The following is a 25,154-nucleotide window of genomic DNA, read 5'->3' as shown; positions in this document are numbered from 1 at the left end:
ACTGGCATGTTTAGGTGTTGCGTAAATTTCACATTATTGTTAAAGGATCACTCGCGTGAACGCTTCACTGAAAACCACTCTATCTCGCACTGTGTGCGCTGTGACTTTGGCACTGGGACTGACGGGGTGTGAGCTGACTCAGGTCAGTGCCGATCAGCAATTTACCAGTCTGGCTGAGCAAGTTATGACGTTTCGTAACGACAATCGAGACACGATTAAAACTCAGTTGCCCGATCTAAGTGCGGCCGCTTTGGCGACTCAAAATACGGAGCGTGAACGCTTTCTTCAGCGATTAGACGCACTAAACACGGGAAATTTAAGTGAAGACAACCGTATTAATCTGACGATTTTGCGCGCCCAAATCCAGGATCAGGTCGATCGCTACCGTTTCAACGCACACTACATGCCGCTCAAGTCTGAAAGTGGATTTCACAGTAGTCTGCCCTGGCTGTTTAATGATGTGGATTTGAGCAGGCCTGCGGGATATGAGGTGTATCTTAATAAGCTCGCTGAAGTGCCGCGTTATTTCCAGCAAAATATTGACTGGATGCGCAAGGGGCTGGCAGTGGGGCTGACTCAGCCCAAAGCGGTACTGACAGGATATGAATCGTCTATTGAAGCGTTTATTGTCGATGATGTAACGCAATCGCAGTTTTTCAGGCCTTTTGCTGTCAATCAGCATAACTTGCCTGAACAGGAGTTTGCCGCGATCCAGGCGCGGGCAAAAACGGTATTGGCACAGCAGGTTATTCCCGCGTATCGCGAGTATTTAAAGTTTTTTGTCGAAGAGTATCGACCGGGTGCACGGGATGACATCGGTATTTCCAGTACACCAAATGGTGTCGAGTTTTATCGTAATCGCACTGCACATTTCACTACCACGCAAATGACACCCAAAGAGATCCACGAACTGGGACTCAAAGAGGTTGCCAGGATCAAAGGTGAAATGATGCAAATCATCAGGCAAACCGAATTTGAAGGAAGCTTTGCCGAATTTGTGCAGTTTTTGAGAACAGACCCTCAATTCTACGCCAACAGTGCCGAAGAGCTGCTGAAGGAAGCGGCGTATATTGCGAAGCAAATGGACGCTCAGCTACCTAAACTCTTCCATACGCTGCCGCGCCGCCCGTATGGTGTGGCCCCGGTACCAGATGCGATCGCACCTAAGTACACCACAGGTCGCTATCTGGGCGCGGATAAGGATACAGATGCAGGTTACTACTGGGTGAATACTTATGCTCTGGATAAACGCCCCTTGTATGTACTTGAAGCACTGACTTTGCATGAAGCTGTGCCAGGGCATCACTTGCAAATTTCACTGAATCAGGAGTTAGATTATTTACCTGACTACCGTCGCGATTCTTATATTTCGGCATTTGGTGAAGGTTGGGGATTGTACGCGGAGTACCTGGGCCTGGAAGCCGGGTTCTATCAGGATCCGTACAGTAACTTTGGACGTCTGACCTATGAAATGTGGCGGGCGGCCCGTTTGGTTGTGGATACCGGCATGCATATGTACGGCTGGAGCCGCGAACGGGCAATGAACTTTATGCGCGATAATACCGCCTTGTCACTGCACAATGTTAAAACTGAGACCGATCGCTATATTTCCTGGCCGGGGCAGGCCCTGTCTTACAAGGTTGGAGAGCTGACTATTAAGCGCCTACGTGCGAAAGCCGAGACGGCATTAGGTGATGCCTTCGATATTCGTGAGTTCCACCATCAGATCCTGCGTCATGGTTCAGTACCATTAAGCGTACTGGAATCCCAGATCGATAATTATATTGCATCGGCGCAACAAGCGGATCAAACCCGCTAAACCACACGCAGAACAATCCGCAAATGAGGGTTGATCTGCGTTGCTTGCGGCTCTGAATTACTGCAATACACTGATGATCAGCTGGTAGCAAGCTTCTTTGCTGTGACAGCTACGGGCGTGCAGGATCAGCTGTTCACCCACTTCCAGAGCCAGGCGCTGGGCGCGAAGACGAGCCTGATCATCCTCAATTTCATCCAGATCGCTGACATGGGCCAGACCTATTGTCCGTCGGATCATTTCGCAACCACAGTAACCGATGGCATCCTGAAAGACTTCATGTAAAAAGTGTTCAGCATATCCTGCTACCAGCAAAGTGCTGTCTTTACCCTGTTGTTTACACAAACTGAGCCACTGCTGCTCAAACTCGTTGAGACAACTATCTATGGTGCGCAGCAAATATGTATGAATATCACGGCGTTTCGATGGCTCGCTGATGCGGCCATGCTGGGCGCAGAAGTTCAACAGCAAATTGCCGATGAAAGACCCCAGATCGAACCCAATGGGGCCGAAAAAGGCAAATTCCGGGTCAATAAGTTTGGTTGTTGTGTCATCAACAAACAGGCTGCCACTGTGGGCATCACCATGTAACAGTGCCTGGGGCGAAGACAAAAAGCGTGTTTTGAGCTGCGCTATGGCCAGTTTTAGTGTTTTATTGCGACGAAGTTTACTGACTTCAGGGCTCAGCGCTTCGGGATAGTGGTTGCGCTCAGAGTCCTGATAAGGGTCATCAAAAAATAACTCTTCCGTGATGGCGCAAAGTTCCGGATTGGTAAAAGTCTGTACCAGGGATTTTTTTTTGGTCGCGCTGAGGTAGAAATCGCTGTGATAAAAGCTGGTTGTGGCCAGGTACCGGGCAACATCCCGCCCCAGATTTGCAAAGGTACGCCCGGCATTGAGCTCCCCACGCAATATGCGCAGGTGGCCTAAATCTTCGAGTATGGTGACGGCCTGCACACTGTCATGATGTATCACTTTAACGGTGTGCGTCGGGCAGACCTTACCATGGCGGAGTAATGCGTTGGCTTCAATACGCGCCCTGTCCAGTGTCAATGGCCAGCTTTCACCAACGCAGCGGGCATACGGGAGTGCCTGTTTCAGGATAACACTGTGGTTGTGTTGATCCGTGACTCTGAACACCAGGTTTAAGTTGCCATCGCCAAACTCATAGCAGTTCAGCTGGGCGTCTGGCGGGAAGATCCCCCCCAGGTTATTGATGTATTCAATGGCCATTTCATTGTTAAACGCCTGATAAGCACTCATCCGGATCATCCACATAGAATAAAATTAGATCAGCATTCTATACCTGCAAACGTTTAGAAGTCTATACATCTTTAGATCTTGATGTAGAATAGTTGCCAGCCATTTCATTATGGGATCACGCTGAACGGGCAGGTCTGGTTGATGATTGGCATTACTCAGGAGCAAGCCGGAGGAAGCAAGGTTGAAAGAGTTAATCGCACGCAGTCTTAAATATCAAAATGGCATGGTTCAAGTGCTGGACCAGTATCTGCTGCCACATCAGCAACTATGGCATCACTGCGAAAATGTGGAGCAGATGAAGTCGCTGATCTTAGCACTTAAAGTACGCGGGGCGCCTTTGATTGGCCTGGCGGCCAGCTTGCTGGTGGCTTATCTGGCAGAGCTGGGCAGCAGTAAAGCGCAATTGAGCGACGCCATTGATGAATTGACCGCGACGCGTCCAACCGCAGTAAACCTGATGCATTGTATGGTCAGACTACGCGAGGCGCTGCAACAACCCGAGTATGCGCAGGCCGTGGTTGCTGAGGCGGAGCGTTTGTTTGAGGAAGACTGCGCCTTGTGCGACCGAATGGCTACATTCGGAGCTGAGTTGGTTGAATCCGGAGATAATATTCTCACTCACTGCAACACCGGGGCATTGGCAACCGCAGGTGTCGGTACGGCATTAGGAGTTATCCATCATGCAGCCAGGCAACATTCGAATATTCATATCTGGGTTGATGAAACCCGGCCTCTGTTGCAAGGGGGACGCCTGACGGCCTATGAGCTGGCTCAGTGGCAGATCCCATACACGCTGATCTGCGACAATATGGCAGCCAGCCTGATGGCAGCGGGCAAAGTCGATAAGATTTTCGTCGGCGCAGATCGCATTGCGGTTAACGGCGATTTTGCAAATAAGGTGGGGACTTATAACCTGGCTGTACTGGCGCATTATCACCAGATCCCCTTCTATGTTGTTGCACCAGTGACGACGTTGGACAGCAGCTGTGCATCCGGGCAGGACATTCCTATTGAGCAGCGTGCAGAGACAGAAGTCACCGGAGTGAGTGGCAGTTTTGGTCGTTGCCAGTGGGCGCCGGAGCAGGCGAAAGTGTACAATCCTGCCTTTGATGTCACGCCTGCCGCGTTAGTCACGGCCTGGGTACTCGATACCGGGGTATATTATCCGCAAGAGGTTGCAGCTGGCGTATTAGGCACGGTATGAGAAGACCCGTGCCGTAAGGGCGTTTTAATCCAGTAACGGAAAGCGCTCTGCGATTGGGCTGCTGGTACTTTGTGCTACCCAGCCTTGTTCATTGTTGAATAGCCGGATCGCCGTAAACTCAGGATCGCTGCCCATATCAAACCAGTGAGGTGTATTGGCAGGGACTGAGATCAGGTCGCCCTGCTGACACAGCACCTGGTACACCCGCTCGCCAATATGCAGGCAGAATAGCCCCTGTCCTTGCACAAAGAAGCGGACTTCATCTTCGCTATGCGTATGCTCAAAGAGAAACTTCTGGCGCAGTGAGGCTGCGTCGGGGTGACCTTTGGGTAAGGAGATCACATCTACCGTTTGATATCCATCTTGTGCTGTTAGTCGCGCAATATCTGCTTGATAAGCCGAAAGAATATCGTCATGAGAGGTGGCCTGGGCGACATCGTAAGCGGCCTGCCATTGTTCAAAACGTACACCTACTTCACTCAGTTGGGCGGCTATCTGGTGATGTGCTTCACTCTGGAACTCTATTTTATTCGGGTGCTGGTCGTGGAAAACGGTCAACTGGCTCATAGCGACTCCTGTGCATGGTATTGGCTGAAATCTTCAATATATTTGTGCTGTTGTGCACGTGGCTGTGCATCGCGCCACAGCTGTAAGGTCTGCAATCCGGCTGCTTTGGCGGCATCCAGTTCGGCCACGACATCACTTAGAAAGAGAATTTCGTGCGCCGCAAAAGATAACTGACTGACAATGGTTTGATAGGCTTCAGGCTGTTGTTTGGCACCCACCCGGGTATCAAAATAGCCACTGAACATAGGTCGCATATCGCCATAGTCTGAATGCGCAAACAGCAGTTGTTGAGCCTGAACGGAGCCGGATGAATATACATAAAGTGCCTTGCCGGCGTCATGCTCTGTGCACAAAAACTGGTAGGCATCCGGATAAATATGGCCAGTAAAGTCGCCATTCTGATAACCATGCTGCCAGATCATGCCCTGTAATTGCTTCAGCGGGGTTATTTTTTTATCTTCGGCGATCCAGCTAAGTAGCGCCTGAATAACCTGCTCCAGCGAAGCGCGAGGCTCGCCCAGTTCAGCGCGCACGGCGTCCAATTGCGCACTGACTTCGGGTTGTTGCGCATACTGAGTGACGAAATCTGTCAGGTTGTTCGCGGCATAGGGAAACAAAATCTCTTTAACGAAAGAGATGCGCGTAATGGTGCCTTCGATGTCGGTTAGAATTGCTTTGATCATCCGTTTTTTTCCAGTTGTCGGCGCGTCAGTTCGCAGTTAAACAAAAATTCCAGTGCTTCAATATGGCGACGGGTTTCGTTGATATCGGCACCCATGGCATACAACCCATGCCCGCGGATCAGCACGCCGTGTTGGATAGGCGTATGGGAATGATATTCAGCTACCCGACCAGCCAGGGCGGGAATATCCTGATCGTTATCGAATACCGGAATGGCCAGAGTTTCCAGGTGGCTGGTATAGCCATGCAGGGCTTTTTGCATTTCATACCCAGTGATGTCCAGGCTGTGATGTGCTGTCAGGCGTGACAAGACAGTGGCGGCAACAGAGTGGGTATGTAAGATACAGTGGGTGCGAGGGCTGAGTGCATAAAGCGCAAGATGTAGCTCGGTTTCAGCCGAGGGGTTACCAGTGCCGGCTGTCTGTGTACCCTTGGTGTCGAACTCCAGAAAATGCTCAGGTTGCAATGCGCCCTTGTCATGACCACTGGCCGTGACAACAAAGCCTTGCTCTGTTCTAATGGAGAAATTGCCTCCGGTTGCCGGTACCCAGCCCTGTTCGCTGAGCCAGCCTCCGGCTTCTATCAGGGCATGTTTTGCTTGTGCTGATTGCATACGCTTACCTCTCACGAGTAATATCGTGGATAATTTTAGACGGCTATACTTCTATTTGAAGCAATGATAGCATCGCTTGGGCCGTTACACCACACGCAAACGAGGACTTGGCCGTGGAAAGTAAATTACCTCATGTAGGTACCAGTATTTTTTCAAAAATGACCGCGCTGGCCAATCAGCATGGTGCACTCAATCTGTCTCAGGGCTTTCCTGAATTTGATGCGCCTGAGCGGCTCAAACTCGGACTGACCCAGTATGCTCAGGCGGGTATGAATCAGTATGCGCCTTCGCCCGGCATGCCTGCTTTACAACAGCAAATTGCCGCATTGGTAGAGCGAAAATACGGGGCTAAGGTCCAGGCTGCGGCTCAGGTTACCGTGACAGCTGGCGCCACGGAAGCACTGTTTGTGGCCATTCAGACGCTGGTGCGCCCGGGTGATGAAGTGATAGTGTTCGACCCCGCGTATGATTCTTATCATCCAGCCATTGAGCTGGCCGGCGGTACCAGTGTACATATCGCGTTGCAGGCACCGGATTATCGGGTTGACTGGCAACAGGTTGCAGCCGCTGTGACGGCAAAAACACGTGCTATTATTGTCAATACACCCCATAACCCAAGTGCAAAAACGCTAAAAGCAGCAGATATGACAGCGTTAAAGGCATTGTTGAATGAGCACGACCTGTTTCTGATCAGCGATGAAGTGTATGAGCATATTACCTTTGATGCTCAGCCGCATATGAGTGCGTTGCGGGACCCTGATCTGGCAGCCAGAGCCATGGTGGTGGCCAGTTTTGGTAAGACCTTTCATTGCACCGGCTGGAAGCTGGGATATTGTATTGCACCTGAGGCGCTCAGTGATGAGTTTCGTAAGATCCATCAGTATGTCACCTTCTCTTGCTTTACCCCGGCGCAGCTGGCGCTGGCTGATATGCTCAAAGAGGAGCCGGAGCATGTCGATGCATTGTCTGATTTCTATCAGCATAAGCGTGATCTGCTGGTTGAAGCACTTCAGCCGGGCCGATTTACCATTTTGCCAAGCGAAGGCAGCTACTTCTTGTTACTGGACTACAGCGCCATTTCGTCACTGGACGATGTGCGTTTTTGCGAATATCTTGCGGAGGAAGTCGGCGTTGCGGCGATCCCCCTCAGTGTATTCTATGCCGGCGGCAGTACAGATAAGGTGATCCGTTTGTGCTTTGCCAAAGAAGACAGCACCTTACAGGAGGCTGCGAAGCGCCTATGTCAACTTTAACCGTTGCACTGGTGCAGCAGTCGATTGACTGGCTGGCACCTCAGAATAACTTTGCTCAGCTGGATACTCAGCTGCAAGCCCAACAGGATCAATTACACAACTGTGATCTAATCATTTTGCCGGAAACCTTCGCGACAGGCTTTGCGTTGGCCGAACCCTGCGCAGAACCTCCCCTGGAGGGTAAGGCCCTGGCTTTTTTACAACAGCAGGCGCAGCGCTGGCAGGCAGTTGTGGCGGGCAGCGTACTGGTGATGCAAGGTAACAAGAAAGCCAATCGTTTTTACTGGTGCTGGCCGGATGGCACAGTGCGTTACTATGATAAACGCCACCTGTTTTGTCTGGGCAAAGAAGGGGAGTATGTCATTGCCGGAGAGGAGCGTGTGGTATTCGAGGTAAATGGCTTCAGGATCTTACCTCAGGTGTGTTATGACCTGCGCTTTCCAGTATTTCAGCGTAATCGCAATGACTATGATGTGATGATCAATGTGGCAAACTGGCCTGCTGCCCGACGTCGCATCTGGGATACGTTATTGCAAGCCAGGGCGATTGAAAACCAGTGTTATGTGCTGGGTTGTAACCGGGTTGGTGAGGATGGCTATGGCACAGCACACAATGGCGGAACAGCCGCATATGATTACACCGGCGCCCTACTGGCGGGTATCGCGGATGATAAAGCCGATGTGCTGGTGGTCAGCCTGGACAAGGCGTCTCTGGAGTCCTTCAAGTTGGGCTTTCCTGCGCACCTGGATGCGGACTCATTTGCCCTGCAATAAGAAACCAGATACAGCGCGGGGAAACCTAAACCGCGCTGTACATACACTGATGGACCTCCGTGCAGATTTAAGAGGCGTTATAGCTGTGGATCAGCAGCTCCTGTTCAGGTGACGCCAGGGCGCTCTGTTGACGCGCATTCACTTCAAAGTAACCGAGTAACTCACGCATCGCATTGGCCTGCTCTGACATTTGTCGTGCTGCCGCCATCGTCTCTTCCGTGATAGCCGAGTTCTCCTGAATTAAGTCCGTCAGGCGTTGCACAACGATATCCACTTCTTTGATCGATTGCTGCTGTGTGGTGGTCGACAGATTGATTTTCACTATGTTTTGGCTCACATCGGCGACGGCTTCGACTATTTGATCAAGCTTCTCACCCGAATGATTAGCCAGCTGCGTGCCTTGCTCCACTTTCTCGTTGCTATTCGCAATGATCTCTTTGATTTGCTTGGCAGAAGCGGCACTGCGACCCGCCAGCTCACGCACTTCGTTTGCAACCACCGCAAAACCCCGGCCATTTTCACCTGCCCGTGCTGCTTCTACGGCGGCATTGAGTGCCAGCAAGTTGGTTTGAAAAGCCAGCGCATCGATCACTGACACAATTTCATTAATGTCTTTGCTGGCCCGGTTCACTTCACCGATGGCTGCCACGGTATCCTGTGACAGAGAGCCGCCTTCTTTGGCTATGGTTTCCGCATTACTTGCCAGCTCCACTGCAGTGCCCGATTGTTTGGCGACTAAAGTCAGTTCTTCGAGCATATGGCTGGTACTGGCGCTGGCTTCTTCCAGGTTGGCCGCCTGCTCTTCGGTACGCTGGCTGATCTCTGTGTTGCTAGCTGCTATTTCGCCGGCACTCTGGGTCACCTGACCCGCCGCATATTGGATCCCTTCAATCACTTCAGTTAGCTTAGCGATGGTGGCATTAACATCGCGTTGCAGTGTTTCAAATACGCCCTCGTAGTGACCATTGATCTGTTCATTCAGCTGTCCTTTAGCCAGCGCGCCCAATACCCGTGTAACTTCATTGATGGCGTCAGAAACAGTGGTTGTGGAGGCGTTGACATCTTCTTTTAGCTGCAATAACTGGCCCTGCAAGTCGGATCCAATCTGGACGGTGAAATCTCCCTGGCTCATCGCCGACATGACGCTGGCCAGCTCTTCTATGACGCGGCTGAGATTATTCACCGAGTGGTTGATATCGCCTTTGAGTGTATCCAGCTGACCGCACATAGGAGAATTGATAGTGCGGTCGAAGCGACCATGGCTGATTGCCATCATGACCGATGAAATTTCACTGATGGCCTCATCGACACTGCGTACCGAGACATTAATGTGTTCCTTGAGCTCCCCGAGCTGCCCCTGAGCTGGCGTTGATACGGTTTGTTTGAAGTCTCCCTCGCTGACGGCAGCCATAGTGTGACCGATGTCTTCGATAATGGCGGCGAGATTCTCCACGCTGGAGTTAGTGTCGTCTTTGAGTTCCTCAAGCTGGCCACGTAGCGGTAACTCAAGACGCTGGCTAAAGTCGCCCTGACGTAGTGCACTCATCATAGCGGCGAGCCCGTCAATGGCCCCGGCAACACTGCTTACTGAGTTATTTACGCTTATTTTTAGCCGTTGCAGGCTACCTTGCGCCTCAACCTGCACTTGCCCCCGGAAGTGACCTTGCTCCATCTCCGACATCACGCTGACAATTTCTGTCATAGTCGCATTGATAGAATGCATAGAGGTGTTGATATGCTGTTTGAGGGTTGCCAGGTCGCCACTCATTTCGGACTGGAGCTGCTTGTCAAACTGGCCTTCTGACATTGCATGGATCACTTGCCCTACATCACTCAATGCCGCTTGCAGGCTTTGCGCGCAGTCATTCGTAGCACGCTTCAGGGTATCCAGCTCCCCTTTACACGGCACACTGATCCTGTCGTCAAATCTACCTGCGGCCATGCGGTTCATTACTCGGTTTGTCTCTGAAATAGATAGCTGCAACGCGTCCAGAAGGGAGTTAAACGCCTCGCCGCAGCGGCCAATTTCATCCAAAGTATTTATCTCAGTGCGTAAAGCAAAGTCACCCTCTTGCTCCACTTTGCGAATGGTATTTACCAGCGCGTGGACCGGACGAGTCAGAGTACGAGCGAACCAGAACGCGGCCAGAATAATCATTATAATACAGGCCGCCAGCACCATAAGTAACTGGGTGCGCAAGGTATTGATTGGCGCAAAGGCTTCGGCTTCGTCGATTTCAGCCAGCAGCGCCCAGCGCACATTAAACACCTCTACTGAGGTATAGGCCGACAAAACGGGGTTGCCGTTATAGTCGAGTACGACTTTCTGCCCTTGTTGTCCCTGCATAGCCAGTTTGAATGCTTCGGTATTCACAGTGCCTTTTTCCGGATGACGAAATGAGGCCGTCACTGAGTGATGAACCGGGTCCAGATAAGAGTCTGAGCGCATCAGGCCCTCCGGACCAACTAAATAGGTTTCTCCGCTTTCTCCCAGCCCCTGACGTTCTGTCATTATGGTATTCAGGGCGTCTATCGAGAGCTGGAAGATTAATGTGGCTGATACCTGACCATCGATCACCAACGGGGTCGCGACAAAACTGGCTGGGGCATTGTAAGAAGGCAAATACTGCTCATAATCAACAAACGCCATATCGCCTTCCTGGCTTAACTCGCGGGCTGAGAGAAACGCTTTGGCAATATTGCTCTTTGAGTAAGGGCCGTAGAGCAGTGAGGTGGCAAAGTCGCTCTCTTTATAGACCGAATAGATAACATTGCCATTCAGATTATCGACAATGAAAATATCGTAAAACTCGTAAACGTCGGCAATTTTAGTAAAAAACTCATGGTATTGCCTGTGCACTTGATCGTATGTGTCGTCAACAGGACTACTGAGCAGGTTAAGCTTTTCCCCCAGAGGATGCGGGTTCTCGGCCAGGTAACGGGTTTGTAAAGTGACCCCCTGAGGGGACAAGTCGTCTAGTAATATTGCGGGCGGTGCGGCTTGCTCATTGAGTGATTTAAAGCGTGGCGCAAACTGCTCGCGATAAAAGCGCGTCAGGCTGGCGGGTGTTGCAACGGCATCATCGACTTCGGCATAGGCCTGGATGAAGTCCCTGGCCGCTTGCTTGACATAGGGGTTCACAGCCAGCGATACCAGTTTATCCTGCACGCCATTGAAATGACGCTCAATGGCGCTTTCTTTAATTTCACCGACTGCCCCCAATTGGGCATAGACCTGTCGGGTCATAGCATCGGACGCTTGCATCAGGGCCATAGTGATGATGATGGCGGTTGGGATCAGGGCGACCAAGAGAAAGGCCGAGATCAATTTTTGTGTCAGGTTAAGTGACTTAAAGAAGTGGCTGAGATCAGACATGCTCCCTGCTCCTTGTATTAGCTGATATACCCGTGAGGCCGTGCTGGTGGCGCCTGTAAACGCGGCCTCGCTGCGCCGCCATCATAGCATGAGCCTGACGACAGAGTATCCTATTCAGTGACACAGTTTAGAACAGTTCTCGACAATATCCAGCGTACAGAGCGGGACAAGTTGAGGTGTGTAAGGCATTGCTGCCAGAAGATAAATGCGCAGATAGAGAGGTAGGCGAAAAAAAAGCAGCCTTTCGGCTGCTTTAGCAATGAAATGATCTGGTTTTAGTGTTTCCAGTGATATTTATGTGCTTTCTCTTCCATATACGCTTCCGTTGCCGGGTGCATTGGCGTTTTACTGCCGTTTTCGAAGAACAGCGGCTGACGCTGCACATTATAGTTACCCGTTTCGTTCATCGTCGCAGCATCATAGATACGACCATTCAAAACGGTATAAGCGACTTTTTCTGATTCGCGGATGTCGTTCAGTACGTCACCGTCAATGATCACTAAGTCTGCCAGCTTGCCTTTTTCAATGGTACCAATGTCGTGGTCCATAGCCAGATATTTGGCACCATCGATGGTACCACTGCGCAGCGCTTCCCATGGCGTAAAGCCACCTTGCGCCATTGACCACAGCTCCCAGTGAGCGCCCAGACCTTCACGCTGGCCGTGCGCACCAATGTGTACCGTTACGCCCTTATCACGCAGTTGTTTCGCGGATTTTGCAGCGTTGATATGGTTATAGTGGTGTTCAGGTGCCTTTTCACGGCGCACTGAACGCGGGTTCAGAATGTAGTCTGGAACAAAACTGGCCAGACGTTCGTTCTTCCATACATCTGTGGTGTCGTAGAAGTAGTCTTCCCCTTTGATACCACCGTAGGCCACGTTAAACGTTGGGGTGAAACCGGCTTTGGTCTGGCTCCACATTTGCGTAACGTCAGAATAGATGTTCGGGATGGGCAGCGCATGCTCCAGACCGGTGTGGCCATCGATGATCATATTCATGTTCTGCTGGAACTTAGAACCGCCTTCCGGTACCACCATGATTTCCATTTGCTTGGCAGCTTCGAGCACTTGCTGACGCGTATCACGACGTGGGTGGTTATAACTCTTCACTGTGATAGCCCCCGCATCTTTAAGACGTTTAACATGGAATTGTGCGTCTTCCAGATTACTGATTGGGGTTTTATATCCCGGAGCATTACCTGCGTAAAGAATACGGCCTACCGAGTAAATACGCGGTGCGACGGTCAAACCTGCACGCTGTAATTCAGCCATAGAGAAGACTTCGTTCGAGTCATTGGATGGATCATGAATCGTGGTAACACCAAAACTGACGTTGGATAGCTGATTCCAGTTTTGTTCCGGTTGCAGGTTATGGCTGCCGTAGCTGCCGTGGGCGTGTGCATCTACCAGACCTGGGATCACAGTTTTGCCAGTGATATCCATTACTTTGGCTTTACTTGGGATCTCAATATCAGCTCGAGTGCCCACCGCAATAATGCGGTTTTCTTCAATCAGTACCACCCCATCTTCGATGATTTCTTGCTGCTCGTCTGCGTTACGCATAGTCACAACTTTACCACCAACCAGGGCCAATATACCTTCTGGCTTGTCGGCCTTTTTCTCAAAGCTCAGATCAATGCCTTGCGCCGTCAGTTCTGCCGGCTCGGCTGCTGCGCCTTTTAAGAACGCAAAGGTATCTGTGAGCTTACGCTGATACAAAGTAGGACCAAAAGCCCAGGTTAACGCACTGCTGTCTGCTTTCCAGTTCAGGAAGTCGCCAGAATATTTTGAGACTTGCTGGACCGGGAACGACTTAGTCCCTTTGTTAATTGACAGGGTTTTACCTGTGCTGGTAAATGGCGCCACAAAGGTGTTGAAGTTTTCGATGAAGGCAACATAGTGACCATCAGGAGAAACACGGTAGTCAAAAATGTAGTCGCCCTTGAAGTGTGAACGCTCTTTTTCACCAGTGAGGTCAACAGATTTTAGTTCACGGTGTGTACCATCGCTCATGACGCTGAAATAGATACGGTCTTTTTCTGCGCCGAAGTGGGGGTTGTCACCATGTTTGATGATGCGCTTGGCTTCACCACCTTTGGCACTGGTCAGGTAAATGCCCGGTTCCATCGACCAGTCACCGCTGAGCAGGTAGCCCCCAGTCACTTTGCGATACAAGACATGTTTACCATCTGGTGAAAAGCTCGGGTTGATATAGTGACCTGGGTCTTGGGTGATCACTCGGCCTGTGCCGCCACTGGCTGATACTATGCGTACGGCACCCAGGTCCTGATCGTCCCAGCTGGTGTATACGATGTATTTGCCATCACGTGAGAAGCTTGGGTAGAACTCAAAGTGGTCGTTTTGCTTTGTTACACGGCGTACTTTACCTGAAGCGATGTCTTTGGTGTACAAATGACCCAATGCCTGAAACAGCGCCGTTTTACCATCCGGAGAAATCTGTGACCAGCGCGCCAGCTTGACTTTGAAAGTATCCGGTGCCACGTCGACAGCAAATTTAAGCGCAGGTGTGATTTCTTTCTCAGCAACAACACGAGTTGGGATCACTTTGGCTTGTTTACTGGCAATGTCGACTTTATGGAATACGCCGCCCGCCCAGAAAACTAAGGCTTTGCCATCCGGTGTATAGGCAAATGCCGGGGTGTTACCTTGTGCACCATTGGCTTCTTGCAGGTCACGGTCCAGGCCGGCAAAGATCTCAGTTTCGATACCTGATTTCAGATCTTTAATATACAAGGCGCTTTGCATGACCTTGCCATTTTCAATACGCTTAACGAACGCCAATGATTTACCATCCGGGCTCGGTGTTGGGCGAATCGCGCCGCCGGAGCCACGGATCACGGTTTCTTCTTCACCAGTGGCCAGATCCCATGAGCGGATCTCAAACACGGATCCCAGGGCATTTTTGTTGTATTCCCAGGTGACACCAGGTGTGGCATCGACTGAGTAATACAGTTTCTTGCCATCGGTTGAGAAAGCGGGTTCAGCGATGTTTTTCTGCGACTTAGCACCATGTAAACGATCTCTTACCACCACACCTTTACCACCTGAGATATGGTACATGCGGATTGAACCACCCGGAATCGTACGACCCGTTACCTGACCTTGCTTAACCGCGATGTACTGACCATCTGGTGACCAAGCGGGGTTATGCAGTAGGTTATGAGACTCATCAGAGACTTTGCGCATGTTGTCGCCGTTGACGTCCATCACCCACAGGTTCTCTGCCCCTTCACGGTCCGAGATAAAGGCGATTTTTGTGCCATCGGGAGAGAATTTAGGCTGGAAGTTCCAGGCTCTGTCACTGGTGATCGCTGTGGCTTTACCACCGCTCATTGGCATCACATAAATGTCACCTAACATGTCAAAAATAATGGATTTACCATCCGGGCTGACATCCAGGTTACTCCAGGTTGTCTCGTTGGTGTCTATGGTAATGGTTTGCTTGTCACCCGGGGGAGTCAGCACGTTCCACTCTTTAGTACTGGCTTGTTCAGCTTTATCTGTGGTTGCCGCCACTGAGGGCGTACTGAGGCCGATCATGGCCGCACCGATGGCAATGGCCAGCGGTGATTTAAGTAGTGTCATAATGAAATTTCCTTCAGATTTCTTGTTATTTGGGTAGCACAGCACCCTGTGTCAGCTAGAATGACTAACTTTTCCCATAAAGTCGACATTCTGGCGATAAAAGTAATGCTTTGCGCGTTTGCATGAAGCTGCCTAGTTGAGCGTGTGATGACGCACATACTGCAGGTAGGCTTCCAGGCTTTGCTGCCATAACACCATGGCATCGGATAGCTCTTCATCACAGCGCTTTTTATCCAGCAGCCTGCGCTCGATTTTTTTAAGCATTAAACCATAGCGATTAAAACCAAGCTGGAGCGCGGTGCTGGCCTGGCGATGCAAGAGCTTAATACACTGTTGATCATCTTCATCCAGCAATTGCTGAATGTGGCGTAATTTAGTCCGGGCAGACAAAACAAATTCGTTATAGATGGATGAGACTTCATCTTCGCTGAAGCCGCTGAGTGAGCCTACCGCGCTTTCATCATAGAGGGTATCGCTTAGTTCGACGCTGATATCTGGTTTTTGCGCTTTTTGCGAATTACTGATGGCCTGACGCAGCTTATCTTGTTTGATGGGTTTACCGACTACATCTCGGATCCCCAGTGCCAGATACTCTTTGATTTCTTCCGGACTGAGGCTGGCGGTAAAGGCCAAAAATGGGGTGCGCCGATTCTTGTGTTCAATGTTTTTAAGTCGCTTGAGTACCTCCTGACCGGTTAAATCAGGTAAATTCATATCCAGTAATACCACATCAAATGCATGTTCGGTAAGCTGCTCGATGGCACTCTCGCCATCGTTGGCCAGTTTTATCCTGTGTTCGTCACTGGCCATAAATTCAATGGCAATCTTACGGTTCAGATCCAAGTCTTCGACCAACAAAATGTCCAGGCCGGTGGCATAGTCGACATTATGATGGCGCTTCTCGACCAGGCTGAGCTCTCCGACAGTCAGCGTTAAATCAAAGCTAAATGAACTGCCTTTATCGAGCTCACTGAGGATTTCCAGTTGGCTGCCCATTTTATCCAGCAGTCGCGCAGTGATGGCCAGTCCAAGCCCGGTACCTCCTTTTGTTTTACCAGCACTGCTTTGCACATAGGGCTCGGTGAGCTTCTCGATGTCTTCCTCTTCAATGCCGGGGCCGGTATCGATCACACTGAAACGTACCCTGTGAGCCATATTGCCTTCTTTGATCATCTCAACACAGACCTTTACCTCACCCTGATCGGTAAACTTGATGGCGTTACCTACCAGATTTAACAGGATCTGACGAAGTTTTTGCTGATCACAGTAGTAGCAAACCTGCTCAGGCATATCGTATACCAAGGTAAAGGTTAGCCCGCGTTGCTCTGCCATAGGCGTCATTAGCAGACACAGATTGTTGAGCCAGCTTTTAAACTCAATGTCCTCGGCGGCCAGTACTTCGTCGCTTTGCTCCAGGCTGGCGTAATCAAGTACTTTATCTATGAGGAGGTTGAGAGACTCGGCTGAATTAATAATGGCTTCGCAGTATGCCTTGCTGGCTTGATCCCCTATGCGATTGAGTACCAGCTGAGCACTGCCGAGTATGCCATTGAGTGGGGTGCGGATCTCATGGCTGACCGTGGACAGAAACAAACCGCGGATTTCCAGGTCTTGCTGTGCTTTTTCGGTCAGGCGGTTAAGGTTATGTTCGCGCCGTTCATTACATAAAATAGCCATACCGGTGGCATAAAAGATGGGTGCCAGTACGCCATTAAAAAACAGGGTAATGGTAAACCAGGGGCTGTCGAGCAGGTTGCCATGATGGATTTCCCCCATGAGCACAGTACGACCGGTAAAAACGCAAAGGATAAAGCTCAGCACAATGAGATATACAATGCTGCCGTTAGGATATAAAGGGTGGGCATAGCGGACAAAGTAGTACAGCAATAGCAGTGCTTCGGCGATGTGCTGTAGATCGGAGATCAGAATACGTTGCCTGAGACCCGGCGCTATGGCGCTGAAATAAACCAGAGCACAAAATAAAACGCCGGTGACGATTAGATAAAATTGAAAGGCTTTATCACGGACTCCAAGAAACTGACTAATTGCCCAGCAATGAAGTATCGAGGCGGCAAAGAGCAGACCGTTAGCGATGCCTATGGTTTGCCACTGCTGAAAGTGGCTGTGAAGTGCAAAGCCGATGATACCGGCAAACAACACCATAGGATAGAAAATGTAGACCAGTGTGCCTGGAGTGTCTTTATTCGCACGCCATGTCAGGTAGTTAAGAAGGGTCATCATGGCAGTCATGACGACGCTGGTAACATATAGAGTTTTAGGATCCAGCATGGTGCGCTCTAGCAATAAATGAACTTTGCTAGCATAAAAGGAAGAATAGGATCAGTAAAGCGGTGCTAAAAGGTAAAATGTGCCGAGTTAACATCGGCACATTCACAATGAGGCGTAAACTAGCGGATTTCGTCCGGGATATTTTGTTGCGCCCAGGACAATAATTCAATCCTGTTACGGCATTTGGTTTTTCTGAATGCACTGTACAGGTGAGTTTTCACTGTGTGTGGGCTGATGTTCAGATCTTCCGCAATTTCTTTGTTCTTTGACCCTTTACTCATTAAGGTAATGATGGCCTTTTCACGCTTGGTGAGTTTAACCGGCTCAATATCACCTTCAGTCAGCTTGTGTAGTGCGTCTTTGTTAAACTGCAGCATGCGGTTCAGTGCATTACACATAATCTCACGACGATACCAGAGCTGATCTTCCATCAGCAGGCGGATCCCTTTCATCAGTACATCCGCATTATCCGTGGTATAGAAGACGCCGCGGATACCACTGAGCAAGGCACGATTAGCCAGTTCAGGGTTTTCATCAAGATTAAACAACACAATGTCGCAACTGACCTTGAGGTTGACAAGCTGCTCTTTTAACTTGCCCCAGGCATCATTGACAGCCGTTTCAATGAAGAGTAAACGAGTGTTCTCTGGTACTTCTGAAATATCTGTCCCGGTGATTACGTCCAACCCCTGAGTTTTCAGCAATGGTTGTAATACATTGACGCCTATGGTGTTAATAGGTTCTTTGTCTAGCAATAAAAATGCAGTACTGCTCATGTGGAAAACACTCTCATTCTGTCTGATTACGCAATGCTATCACGGGACTCAGACCTTTTGTATTAGAAATATCATCAATAAATAGATTGTTCTGCTATATATTGTGGCATTTCTGATCTTGTTGTCGAATTAAAGCCTCAGGTAAAACCTTAAGGCTTTGATATTTATGTTCTTATTTTTTTGTTTGCTAATATGTTAGTAAATTACATTCATTAACAAAGAATAATTTAGCCTACTACTTTTTTCTTATCTTGATATGGAGGCCAGCCCATTTCTTTTCCTGCAAGTACGTGTAAATGAATGTGGTAAACCGTTTGACCGCCATCATTATTGCAGTTCATAACCGCACGATAGCCGTCGTCTGCAAAACCGTGTTCTTTAGCAAGTTTAGCTGCTACCAGATACAAATGCCCAACCAGGTGTGCATTTTCTTCATTAATGTCATTCATGGTGGCGATCGGTGTTTTAGGGATCACCAGAACATGAAAGGGTGCTTGCGGATTGATGTCCTTAAACGCCAGGGCCAACTCATCTTCAAACAGGATATCGGCGGGAATTTCCCGATTAATTATCTTGGTAAAAATTGTTTCTTGGCTCATTATTTTTCCTTGTATACGAAAGTTTAGCTGATCAGCATAGCGTGCAAAGAGTAAGATACAAGCGAAAAGTGTTGTTCAGAGTTTAGTCACTCGACAAGCGGATACCAATCTCCGGTGAATGAGTGTTTTAGTCCGAACAGGACGCTTAATTACTCTGTGGCTATTTTAGGTTCACAGCTAAGTGTCAGCCACATTAACAACAAAATAAAGAGGAATTATGAAGAAAATACGCATTTTTTACTTTCTGTGCGTCAGCCTGTTATGTGGGCGTGTTATGGCGGCGCAGTTGCATTTTCCGGAAGAACTTTTGCCGTTACAGGTGGGGCAGCAGGAAATAGAGCATTCATTTTTTAACAAAGTGCGAGATCTGACGCTTTCCAATGGGATGCATCAGATCCGGGTCAAGTATACGGACTTATATGAAATCGGCTATGACGACCATGAAGTGATTGAGTCTAAGCCTTTTTGGATCACCATTGAGGTGAGTGAGCAGGGAAGTTATCACGTGGAGTTTGAACGGGCCGATACACTTAAAGCCGCTAAGCAGTTTGCAAAGCAGCCACAGCTGTGGCTGAAGGCGCCAGGTGGGACACGCACACCAGTCAAAACGCTGACTGAACAACTGCGGATCCGCTCTGTCCCGCAGGTGGCAGAAAGGCTTAAAACCCCGGCGACTAAGCCTGGTTACGCTGACTCTTTACCTGTCGAACCGCCTGTGGCGCCTCAAGCTAGTAAGCCTGCTTTGTCTGACGCTTTACCCGCAGCGCCTCAGGCTGGTAAGCCCGATGCAGCGGCGATGCTGGAGTTCTGGTGGCAACAGGCTAGCCCGGCTCAGCGCGCGGCGTTTTTAGAAAAAGTACAGCCTCAATGAGGCCGTACTATTACCGGTATCAATTAGTTAGCAAAGATGGCATCTATGGTGCCTTGTGCTAACGGGTGATAGCCCGGGCGGGCTTTTTGATACACTTCATAGGCCCAGTCGCGTTTGCCATTGGCAACCAGTGACTTGTACAAGCGCACGATGAGCTTACGGCGGCCAATGCCACTGAGGTGCTTGTCGAGGGCCGGGTAAATGGCGTCATAGCCATTGCCAACGGCCAGCATAAACCAGGCAAAGGCCAGCTCGGCATTGGTTGAGTTGGTCAGCCCAAACGCCTGATCGAGCGCTGCCATTTTATCCTGTGCCAGGTCGCGCGGCAGGTTATTAATAAAGTGCAGCCACTCGTGCACTGTCCAGCTGGTGGTGGGAATGGCACTAAGCGTGCTGTTTCCAGCTAACCAGGCCTTTGTCGCGGCATCTACTTTGTCAAATGCATCTGAGGTCGGATTCGGTGCATCGGCCGGTAATCCCGGTTGGTGGATCCACTCATTGACCTTATCCATGCTGACAATGCCAGGATGTTTGTTGATGAGGTGCTTCTCGATATACTGAACAAACTCGGCGGTGGTCAGCGATTTAAACGCGTAGGCATCAAAGTAGCCTTTAACAAAGGCATCAAACACTTTACGACCAAACTTTTCTTCCAGGTAGATCAGGAACAGCTGACCTTTAGTGTAAGGAACTGTGCTGAATGCATCGTCCGGATCGCGACCATTGAGGCGCAGGTTCAGGCGGGTATCTGGTGCAGGCAACTCCTTGACAACGGTGCGTAGTCTGGCGGAATCCAAAGCTTGCTCCATGACCGCGCGCTCACGACCGAACACTTCTTCCATAATGCGGTTTTCGACATAAGAGGTAAAACCTTCGTTCAGCCACAGGTCTTCCCAGGTGGCGTTAGTAACCAGGTTGCCCGACCAGGAATGCGCCAGCTCGTGGGCGATCAGGTTAACCAGACTTTTGTCACCCGCAACGACGGTAGGCGTAATAAAGGATAAGCGTGGGTTTTCCATGCCACCAAACGGGAAGCTTGGCGGCAGCATTAGCAAATCATAGCGTCCCCAGGCATATTCGCCGTACATGGCGTTGGTTTTATCTATCATCGCCTGGGTGTCATTAAACTCAGCAACAGAGGCATCTAATATCTGTGGTTCGGCAAAGATGGCGGTTTGGTGCGACATCTCTTTATATTCGAGGTTACCGGCACCGATGGCGATAAGATAAGGCGGGATGGCCTGCGGCATATCAAACCAATAGTCGCCATCTTTGATTAACGCGCCACTGTTGTCGGCACTCATGACTGCACGCACATCTTTGGGTGTATTAACACGAGCGGAATAAGTAACGCGCATCGCCGGAGTGTCCTGGACGGGGATCCAGCTGCGGGCATGGATAGCCTGAGACTGACTGTACATAAATGGGTGCGACTTGCTGGCGGTTTGCTCTGGTGTCAGCCATTGCAGACCGGATGCCTGTGGCAAGCTGTTGTAGTAAATGCGCGCTTTTTTCGCTTGTTGCTTAAAGCGGATAGTCAGTTTGGCGCCTTTCACATCATCGCGTTTAGCAAGGGTGAAAGAAGCTGGGTACCATTTGCCGTTACTGCCCTGATACATCACCTTGTCTATTTCAAGGTCACGGGTGTCCAGCACCAGGGTTCTGGCTTGTTTGTTTTGCCATGCCAGCGTGTGTTCCACAAAACCTTCCAGCTGTTTGTCTGCAAAGTCGACATCCAGATCCAGGTGAAGGTGTGTACTGATCACGTCGTTGAGGTTGGCATAGGTGTGTTCGTCCACCGCCTGAGCACTCAGCGCGGTATGTGACAGGCCTGCTAAGGCAAGACCAAAGGTTAGGGCAGAAAGTTTCATTATTATCCTTGCTCATGATGTGAGTAGAGCCGATGTTATACCACTTAAGTGCCAAAATGACACCTTGATGCGCCAGAGCCAAGGATAGGCTACACTAGCGGCAATTTTGCATTAGTTACAGGGTTCGGGTGTGAATTCTTTGCAGTCATTACACACATTCTCGCTACCGGCATCGTGCCACACATTATTGCGTATTACCGATCCGGCGCAGCTTTACGACCACGACTTTAGTACGCCGTTTTATATTTTAGGTGAGGGCAGCAACAGTGTGTTCCTGAGCGATTATGCGGGCACAGTGATCCAAATGGCCAATCGTGGCGTGGCTATCGAAGCACAAGCCAATCATTATGTTGTACGCGCTGCAGCCGGCGAATCCTGGCATGCACTGGTGATGCATTTGCTGGCACAAGGGATTGGCGGACTGGAGAACTTAGTCTTGATCCCGGGCACCCTGGGTGCAGCCCCGATCCAGAATATCGGCGCTTATGGCGTGGAGCTGGCCGATGTGTTGTATCAGGTACAGGGCTTTGATATTGCCAGCCGAACCATGCAAACCTTAGATAAAGCAGCCTGTGAGCTTGGCTATCGCGATTCTGTGTTTAAACATGCGCTGAAAGACCGATTTATTATCACTGAAGTGATACTGCATCTACCTAAGCAGTGGCAGCCTGTGCTGAGCTATGGCCCGCTAAAAACACTCTGCCACGAAACGGTGACCCCACAGGTGGTCGCTGAACAAGTGATGGCAACCCGACGCAGTAAACTGCCCGACCCTCAGGTGCTGGCAAACGCCGGGAGCTTTTTTAAAAATCCGGTGGTCGATAAAGCGCAAGCCGATGCCTTAGCCAGTCGTTATCCCGACCTGCCCAGTTACCCGGTCGATGCGCAGCATAGCAAGCTGGCCGCTGGCTGGCTCATTGAACGCGCCGGGCTTAAAGGCTATCAGCAGGGTGGGATCAGGGTCTATGAGCGCCAGGCCCTGGTGCTGGTCAATGAAGGCCACAGCAATGGTGAGGACCTTAAGGCGGTGATCAGCCATATTCAGCACACTATACTTACCCAGTTTGATATTGTGCTGGAGCATGAGGTCAGGCTGATAGGCCCGCAGGGTGAAATTACAATACAGGAAGCGCACTATGGTTAAAGCACCCGATGGCAATAAGCTGGCCATTTTACATGCCCTGAAGTGCGGCGAATTTGTCTCCGGACAGGCACTGGGCGAACAGTTGGGGATCAGCCGGGCGGCGGTGTCTAAGCACATTAAGTCATTACAGCAAATGGGCATCGACATTTTTAAAGTGACGGGTAAGGGCTATCGACTTAATAACAGTTTACCTCTATTAGCAGAAGCCGAGATCCGTCAGAGCTGGGCGCAGCTCAGTGACACGCCATGTCAGATAGAAGTGCATTCAATTATTGATTCGACGAACAGCGAGCTGATGCGTCGTATTCAGGCCCACCAGTCTATTCCAAAAGGGCAAGTGCTGGTTGCGGAAATGCAGCAGGCCGGGCGCGGCAGGCGTGGTCGTCAGTGGCAGTCTCCATTTGGTGCCAACTTATATTACAGCTGTTACTGGCAGCTGGATGAAGGTATGCAGGCTGCCATGGGGTTGTCGATTGCCGTCGGGCTGGCGGTACATGATGCGCTTAAAGCCTTGTTTGATTTGGATGTGCAGTTGAAGTGGCCAAACGATGTGTATCTGAATGAGCAAAAGCTGGCGGGCATTTTGGTTGAGCTGGACGGTCAGGTTGAAGGCCCTTGCCATCTGGTGATTGGCATTGGTCTTAATGTCGCGATGCCGGACAGCGCCGCCGGACAAATCGACCAGGCCTGGACGGATCTGAGCCAGCACGTCAGTGTAGTGAATAAAAATCAGCTGGTGGCTGTGCTGACTCTGTGTTTGCAAAAGCGCTTGGAGATCTATCAGCGCCACGGGCTGAGCGTGATGACAGAGCAATGGAATGCACTGAATGTGCATCGTGAGCAGGCCGTGACTCTAACCACAGGTCAAAAACAGTGGCGGGGTATTTGTGAAGGCATAGATCTGCAAGGTGGACTAGTGCTGCGTCAGGATGGTGAACTAAAAACCTATTATGGCGGTGAAATCTCAGTGCGTAAGGAAGCCTCATGAAATTGCTGGTAGATGTGGGCAATACGGCACTGAAAACGGCAACGCTGGCAGGGGAAGTTATCACCTTAGTGGCTGAGACAGACATTCCCTGGTCAGAGATAGAAGAAGTGCTGATTGCGCAGGTGGGTAAGGGGGAGCTGGTCGCACCGCTAATTGCACGTGCGCAGCAACTGGCGATTCCACATTATCAGGCTAAGACCAGTGCAACTTTGGGTGGGCTAACTTGCGCTTATCCGCAATTTGAGAACCTAGGAGTCGATCGCTGGCTGACGGTGGTGGCCTGTTATCATCTTTATCCGCAACAAAGCTGCGTGATACTCGATTGTGGCACCGCCAGCAAAATAGATGTGCTTAATAAAGCCGGACAACATCTGGGCGGCTGGATCTTGCCCGGTTTGGATATGATGATCAGCAGCCTGGTCAGTAACACTCAGAAAGTTTTCAGTGATGACACCAGTTTGTTTTTGCCTGAGCTGGGTACCAATACACCCAACGCGGTCAAAAATGGTGCCCTGGTCGCAACCCTGGGTGCGCTGGAATACTATTTGGGCCAGTCTGACGACACGCCTGTGATTATTTGTGCTGGCGGATATGGCGAATTAATGCAACAACACTTAGCCCGACCAAGTACATATAATGATATTTTGGTATTGCAGGGCCTGATGTACTGGCGTAAATATCAGCAGTTTGCATAATAATTTGCCTGCAATACAAGTTTTTGCTGTAAATGTGACCATTTAAACAATTATCTGTGATTTTTTTTACTTTGGGTGTTGCATAGTCCCGGCCATTCCTCTAATATCTCGCCCCGTACTAAAGCAGTGCCGACTTAGCTCAGTTGGTAGAGCAACTGACTTGTAATCAGTAGGTCATCCGTTCGACTCGGATAGTCGGCACCAGTTTTTAAACAGCAACGCTTTAGACAAGAATTTTTTGACGTGGAGGGGTTCCCGAGCGGCCAAAGGGATCAGACTGTAAATCTGACGGCACTGCCTTCGCTGGTTCGAATCCAGCCCCCTCCACCACTTTATTCTTGACGGTTAGAGGTAGTTAAGAACAGGTTCCTAAAGCGGGCATCGTATAATGGCTATTACCTCAGCCTTCCAAGCTGATGATGCGGGTTCGATTCCCGCTGCCCGCTCCAGTTTTCTGGTGTGCTGATATAGCTCAGTTGGTAGAGCGCACCCTTGGTAAGGGTGAGGTCGGCAGTTCAAATCTGCCTATCAGCACCAGTCTTCGGATCTTCCTAAATACTTCCTTTGATTTGTCATAAAAACATTTATAATTGTACTTAATAATTTTAGTCTGCCGCCGTTGTGGCGTGTGGATTATTTTTATATGTAATCTAGATACACAAAACTTATAGGTTCCGTCATGGCAAAAGAAAAGTTTGAACGTTCGAAACCGCACGTTAACGTTGGTACTATCGGCCACGTTGACCACGGTAAAACTACCCTAACTGCAG

At 50.1% G+C, this 25,154-nt stretch carries 19 protein-coding genes and 4 tRNA genes; 13 read left to right on the top strand and 10 right to left on the bottom strand.

The genetic code is table 11. The annotated features are described in order from the left end of the window. The first annotated feature begins 55 nt into the window (after nt 1–55). A complete protein-coding gene (locus ACXAH1_RS19610; RefSeq protein WP_475198916.1) occupies nt 56–1,819 on the top strand; it encodes a DUF885 domain-containing protein in 1,764 nt (587 codons plus the stop codon). 57 nt (nt 1,820–1,876) lie between these two features. On the opposite strand, the gene mtnK is transcribed toward ACXAH1_RS19610, so the two are convergent. Then, complete coding sequence (gene mtnK / locus ACXAH1_RS19605) at nt 1,877–3,079, bottom strand: S-methyl-5-thioribose kinase (protein WP_475198915.1); 1,203 nt, start codon at nt 3,077–3,079, stop codon at nt 1,877–1,879. Nucleotides 3,080–3,260: 181 nt separating this feature from the next. On the opposite strand from mtnK, the gene mtnA reads away from it, so the two are divergent. After that, a complete protein-coding gene (mtnA, locus tag ACXAH1_RS19600; RefSeq protein ID WP_475198914.1) occupies nt 3,261–4,283 on the top strand; it encodes an S-methyl-5-thioribose-1-phosphate isomerase in 1,023 nt (340 codons plus the stop codon). Between the two features lie 24 nt (nt 4,284–4,307). On the opposite strand, the gene ACXAH1_RS19595 is transcribed toward mtnA, so the two are convergent. From ACXAH1_RS19595 to ACXAH1_RS19585, 3 genes are read right to left on the bottom strand one after another with little or no spacing between them, the layout of a single operon-like run. Further along, on the bottom strand, nt 4,308–4,850 hold the full coding sequence (locus tag ACXAH1_RS19595; protein WP_475198912.1) for a 1,2-dihydroxy-3-keto-5-methylthiopentene dioxygenase: 543 nt from the start codon (nt 4,848–4,850) through the stop codon (nt 4,308–4,310). Next, the gene (gene mtnC, locus ACXAH1_RS19590; RefSeq protein WP_475198911.1) at nt 4,847–5,533 is read right to left on the bottom strand and encodes an acireductone synthase; all 687 of its coding nucleotides are present in this window, start codon (nt 5,531–5,533) and stop codon (nt 4,847–4,849) included. The genes ACXAH1_RS19595 and mtnC overlap by 4 nt, the downstream gene beginning before the upstream one ends. Beyond that, a complete protein-coding gene (locus tag ACXAH1_RS19585) occupies nt 5,530–6,144 on the bottom strand; it encodes a methylthioribulose 1-phosphate dehydratase (RefSeq protein ID WP_475198909.1) in 615 nt (204 codons plus the stop codon). The genes mtnC and ACXAH1_RS19585 overlap by 4 nt, the downstream gene beginning before the upstream one ends. Before the next feature lie 113 nt (nt 6,145–6,257). Here ACXAH1_RS19585 and ACXAH1_RS19580 point away from each other — a divergent pair, with 113 nt between their 5' ends. After that, on the top strand, nt 6,258–7,397 hold the full coding sequence (locus ACXAH1_RS19580; protein WP_475198908.1) for a methionine aminotransferase: 1,140 nt from the start codon (nt 6,258–6,260) through the stop codon (nt 7,395–7,397). Further along, nucleotides 7,385–8,170: an amidohydrolase gene (locus ACXAH1_RS19575; protein WP_475198906.1), complete on the top strand. Its 786-nt coding sequence runs from the start codon at nt 7,385–7,387 to the stop codon at nt 8,168–8,170. Before ACXAH1_RS19580 ends, ACXAH1_RS19575 begins: the two co-directional genes overlap by 13 nt. Nucleotides 8,171–8,237: 67 nt before the next feature. Here ACXAH1_RS19575 and ACXAH1_RS19570 read toward each other — a convergent pair whose 3' ends face one another. The 5 genes from ACXAH1_RS19570 to ACXAH1_RS19550 all read right to left on the bottom strand — a co-directional run bounded on the left by ACXAH1_RS19570 (nt 8,238) and on the right by ACXAH1_RS19550 (nt 18,815). Continuing rightward, on the bottom strand, nt 8,238–11,546 hold the full coding sequence (locus tag ACXAH1_RS19570) for a methyl-accepting chemotaxis protein (protein ID WP_475198905.1): 3,309 nt from the start codon (nt 11,544–11,546) through the stop codon (nt 8,238–8,240). A gap of 275 nt (nt 11,547–11,821) precedes the next feature. Beyond that, nucleotides 11,822–15,151, bottom strand: coding sequence for an amidohydrolase family protein (locus ACXAH1_RS19565; RefSeq protein WP_475198904.1), 3,330 nt, complete (start codon nt 15,149–15,151; stop codon nt 11,822–11,824). 132 nt (nt 15,152–15,283) lie between these two features. Then, nucleotides 15,284–17,440, bottom strand: a complete 2,157-nt coding sequence (locus ACXAH1_RS19560) for an ATP-binding protein (protein ID WP_475198903.1) — start codon at nt 17,438–17,440, stop codon at nt 15,284–15,286. A 119-nt stretch (nt 17,441–17,559) separates the two neighbouring features. Continuing rightward, nucleotides 17,560–18,216 carry a helix-turn-helix transcriptional regulator gene (locus ACXAH1_RS19555; RefSeq protein ID WP_054016069.1) on the bottom strand — a complete coding sequence of 219 codons (657 nt, stop codon included), beginning with the start codon at nt 18,214–18,216 and terminating at the stop codon, nt 17,560–17,562. A 227-nt stretch (nt 18,217–18,443) separates the two neighbouring features. Beyond that, nucleotides 18,444–18,815 (bottom strand): histidine triad nucleotide-binding protein, encoded by a 372-nt coding sequence (locus ACXAH1_RS19550; RefSeq protein ID WP_253049089.1) that lies wholly within the window; start codon nt 18,813–18,815, stop codon nt 18,444–18,446. A 217-nt stretch (nt 18,816–19,032) separates the two neighbouring features. Between ACXAH1_RS19550 and ACXAH1_RS19545 the strand changes: the two genes are divergently transcribed. Beyond that, nucleotides 19,033–19,686 carry a DUF2057 domain-containing protein gene (locus tag ACXAH1_RS19545; protein ID WP_475198900.1) on the top strand — a complete coding sequence of 218 codons (654 nt, stop codon included), beginning with the start codon at nt 19,033–19,035 and terminating at the stop codon, nt 19,684–19,686. 23 nt (nt 19,687–19,709) lie between these two features. On the opposite strand, the gene ACXAH1_RS19540 is transcribed toward ACXAH1_RS19545, so the two are convergent. Continuing rightward, nucleotides 19,710–21,557, bottom strand: coding sequence for a M1 family metallopeptidase (locus ACXAH1_RS19540; protein WP_475198899.1), 1,848 nt, complete (start codon nt 21,555–21,557; stop codon nt 19,710–19,712). A 130-nt stretch (nt 21,558–21,687) separates the two neighbouring features. Here ACXAH1_RS19540 and murB point away from each other — a divergent pair, with 130 nt between their 5' ends. The 8 genes from murB to ACXAH1_RS19500 form a co-directional block, all read left to right on the top strand. After that, nucleotides 21,688–22,701, top strand: a complete 1,014-nt coding sequence (gene murB / locus ACXAH1_RS19535) for a UDP-N-acetylmuramate dehydrogenase (RefSeq protein ID WP_475198897.1) — start codon at nt 21,688–21,690, stop codon at nt 22,699–22,701. Next, entirely contained in the window at nt 22,694–23,689 is a 996-nt protein-coding gene (gene birA, locus ACXAH1_RS19530; protein ID WP_475198895.1) for a bifunctional biotin--[acetyl-CoA-carboxylase] ligase/biotin operon repressor BirA, read from the top strand. Before murB ends, birA begins: the two co-directional genes overlap by 8 nt. Then, the gene (locus ACXAH1_RS19525) at nt 23,686–24,384 is read left to right on the top strand and encodes a type III pantothenate kinase (RefSeq protein WP_475198894.1); all 699 of its coding nucleotides are present in this window, start codon (nt 23,686–23,688) and stop codon (nt 24,382–24,384) included. Before birA ends, ACXAH1_RS19525 begins: the two co-directional genes overlap by 4 nt. A 128-nt stretch (nt 24,385–24,512) precedes the next feature. Next, a tRNA-Thr gene (locus ACXAH1_RS19520) sits at nt 24,513–24,588 on the top strand. Nucleotides 24,589–24,629: 41 nt separating this feature from the next. After that, nucleotides 24,630–24,714, top strand: a tRNA-Tyr gene (locus ACXAH1_RS19515). 44 nt (nt 24,715–24,758) lie between these two features. Next, a tRNA-Gly gene (locus ACXAH1_RS19510) sits at nt 24,759–24,833 on the top strand. Between the two features lie 12 nt (nt 24,834–24,845). Next, a tRNA-Thr gene (locus ACXAH1_RS19505) sits at nt 24,846–24,921 on the top strand. Between the two features lie 142 nt (nt 24,922–25,063). Then, nucleotides 25,064–25,154, top strand: a 91-nt coding sequence (locus tag ACXAH1_RS19500; RefSeq protein WP_021438671.1) for a GTP-binding protein, incomplete at its 3' end; no start/stop codon positions are given.

The organism is Pseudoalteromonas sp. AWH4_217 (assembly GCF_056161105.1).
This window is presented reverse-complemented; position numbering and strand designations above follow the sequence as displayed.

Excerpts from the sequence above, each read along its gene's own strand:
- ACXAH1_RS19525 (WP_475198894.1), top strand. The coding sequence starts at position 23,686 with ATGAAATTGCTGGTAGATGTGGGCAATACGGCACTGAAAACGGCAACG.
- mtnC (WP_475198911.1), bottom strand. The coding sequence starts at position 5,533 with ATGATCAAAGCAATTCTAACCGACATCGAAGGCACCATTACGCGCATC.
- ACXAH1_RS19570 (WP_475198905.1), bottom strand. The coding sequence starts at position 11,546 with ATGTCTGATCTCAGCCACTTCTTTAAGTCACTTAACCTGACACAAAAA.
- ACXAH1_RS19560 (WP_475198903.1), bottom strand. The coding sequence starts at position 17,440 with ATGCTGGATCCTAAAACTCTATATGTTACCAGCGTCGTCATGACTGCC.
- ACXAH1_RS19545 (WP_475198900.1), top strand. The coding sequence starts at position 19,033 with ATGAAGAAAATACGCATTTTTTACTTTCTGTGCGTCAGCCTGTTATGT.
- ACXAH1_RS19595 (WP_475198912.1), bottom strand. The coding sequence starts at position 4,850 with ATGAGCCAGTTGACCGTTTTCCACGACCAGCACCCGAATAAAATAGAG.
- ACXAH1_RS19575 (WP_475198906.1), top strand. The coding sequence starts at position 7,385 with ATGTCAACTTTAACCGTTGCACTGGTGCAGCAGTCGATTGACTGGCTG.
- ACXAH1_RS19555 (WP_054016069.1), bottom strand. The coding sequence starts at position 18,216 with ATGAGCAGTACTGCATTTTTATTGCTAGACAAAGAACCTATTAACACC.
- ACXAH1_RS19585 (WP_475198909.1), bottom strand. The coding sequence starts at position 6,144 with ATGCAATCAGCACAAGCAAAACATGCCCTGATAGAAGCCGGAGGCTGG.
- mtnK (WP_475198915.1), bottom strand. The coding sequence starts at position 3,079 with ATGAGTGCTTATCAGGCGTTTAACAATGAAATGGCCATTGAATACATC.
- birA (WP_475198895.1), top strand. The coding sequence starts at position 22,694 with ATGGTTAAAGCACCCGATGGCAATAAGCTGGCCATTTTACATGCCCTG.
- ACXAH1_RS19540 (WP_475198899.1), bottom strand. The coding sequence starts at position 21,557 with ATGAAACTTTCTGCCCTAACCTTTGGTCTTGCCTTAGCAGGCCTGTCA.
- ACXAH1_RS19550 (WP_253049089.1), bottom strand. The coding sequence starts at position 18,815 with ATGAGCCAAGAAACAATTTTTACCAAGATAATTAATCGGGAAATTCCC.
- ACXAH1_RS19565 (WP_475198904.1), bottom strand. The coding sequence starts at position 15,151 with ATGACACTACTTAAATCACCGCTGGCCATTGCCATCGGTGCGGCCATG.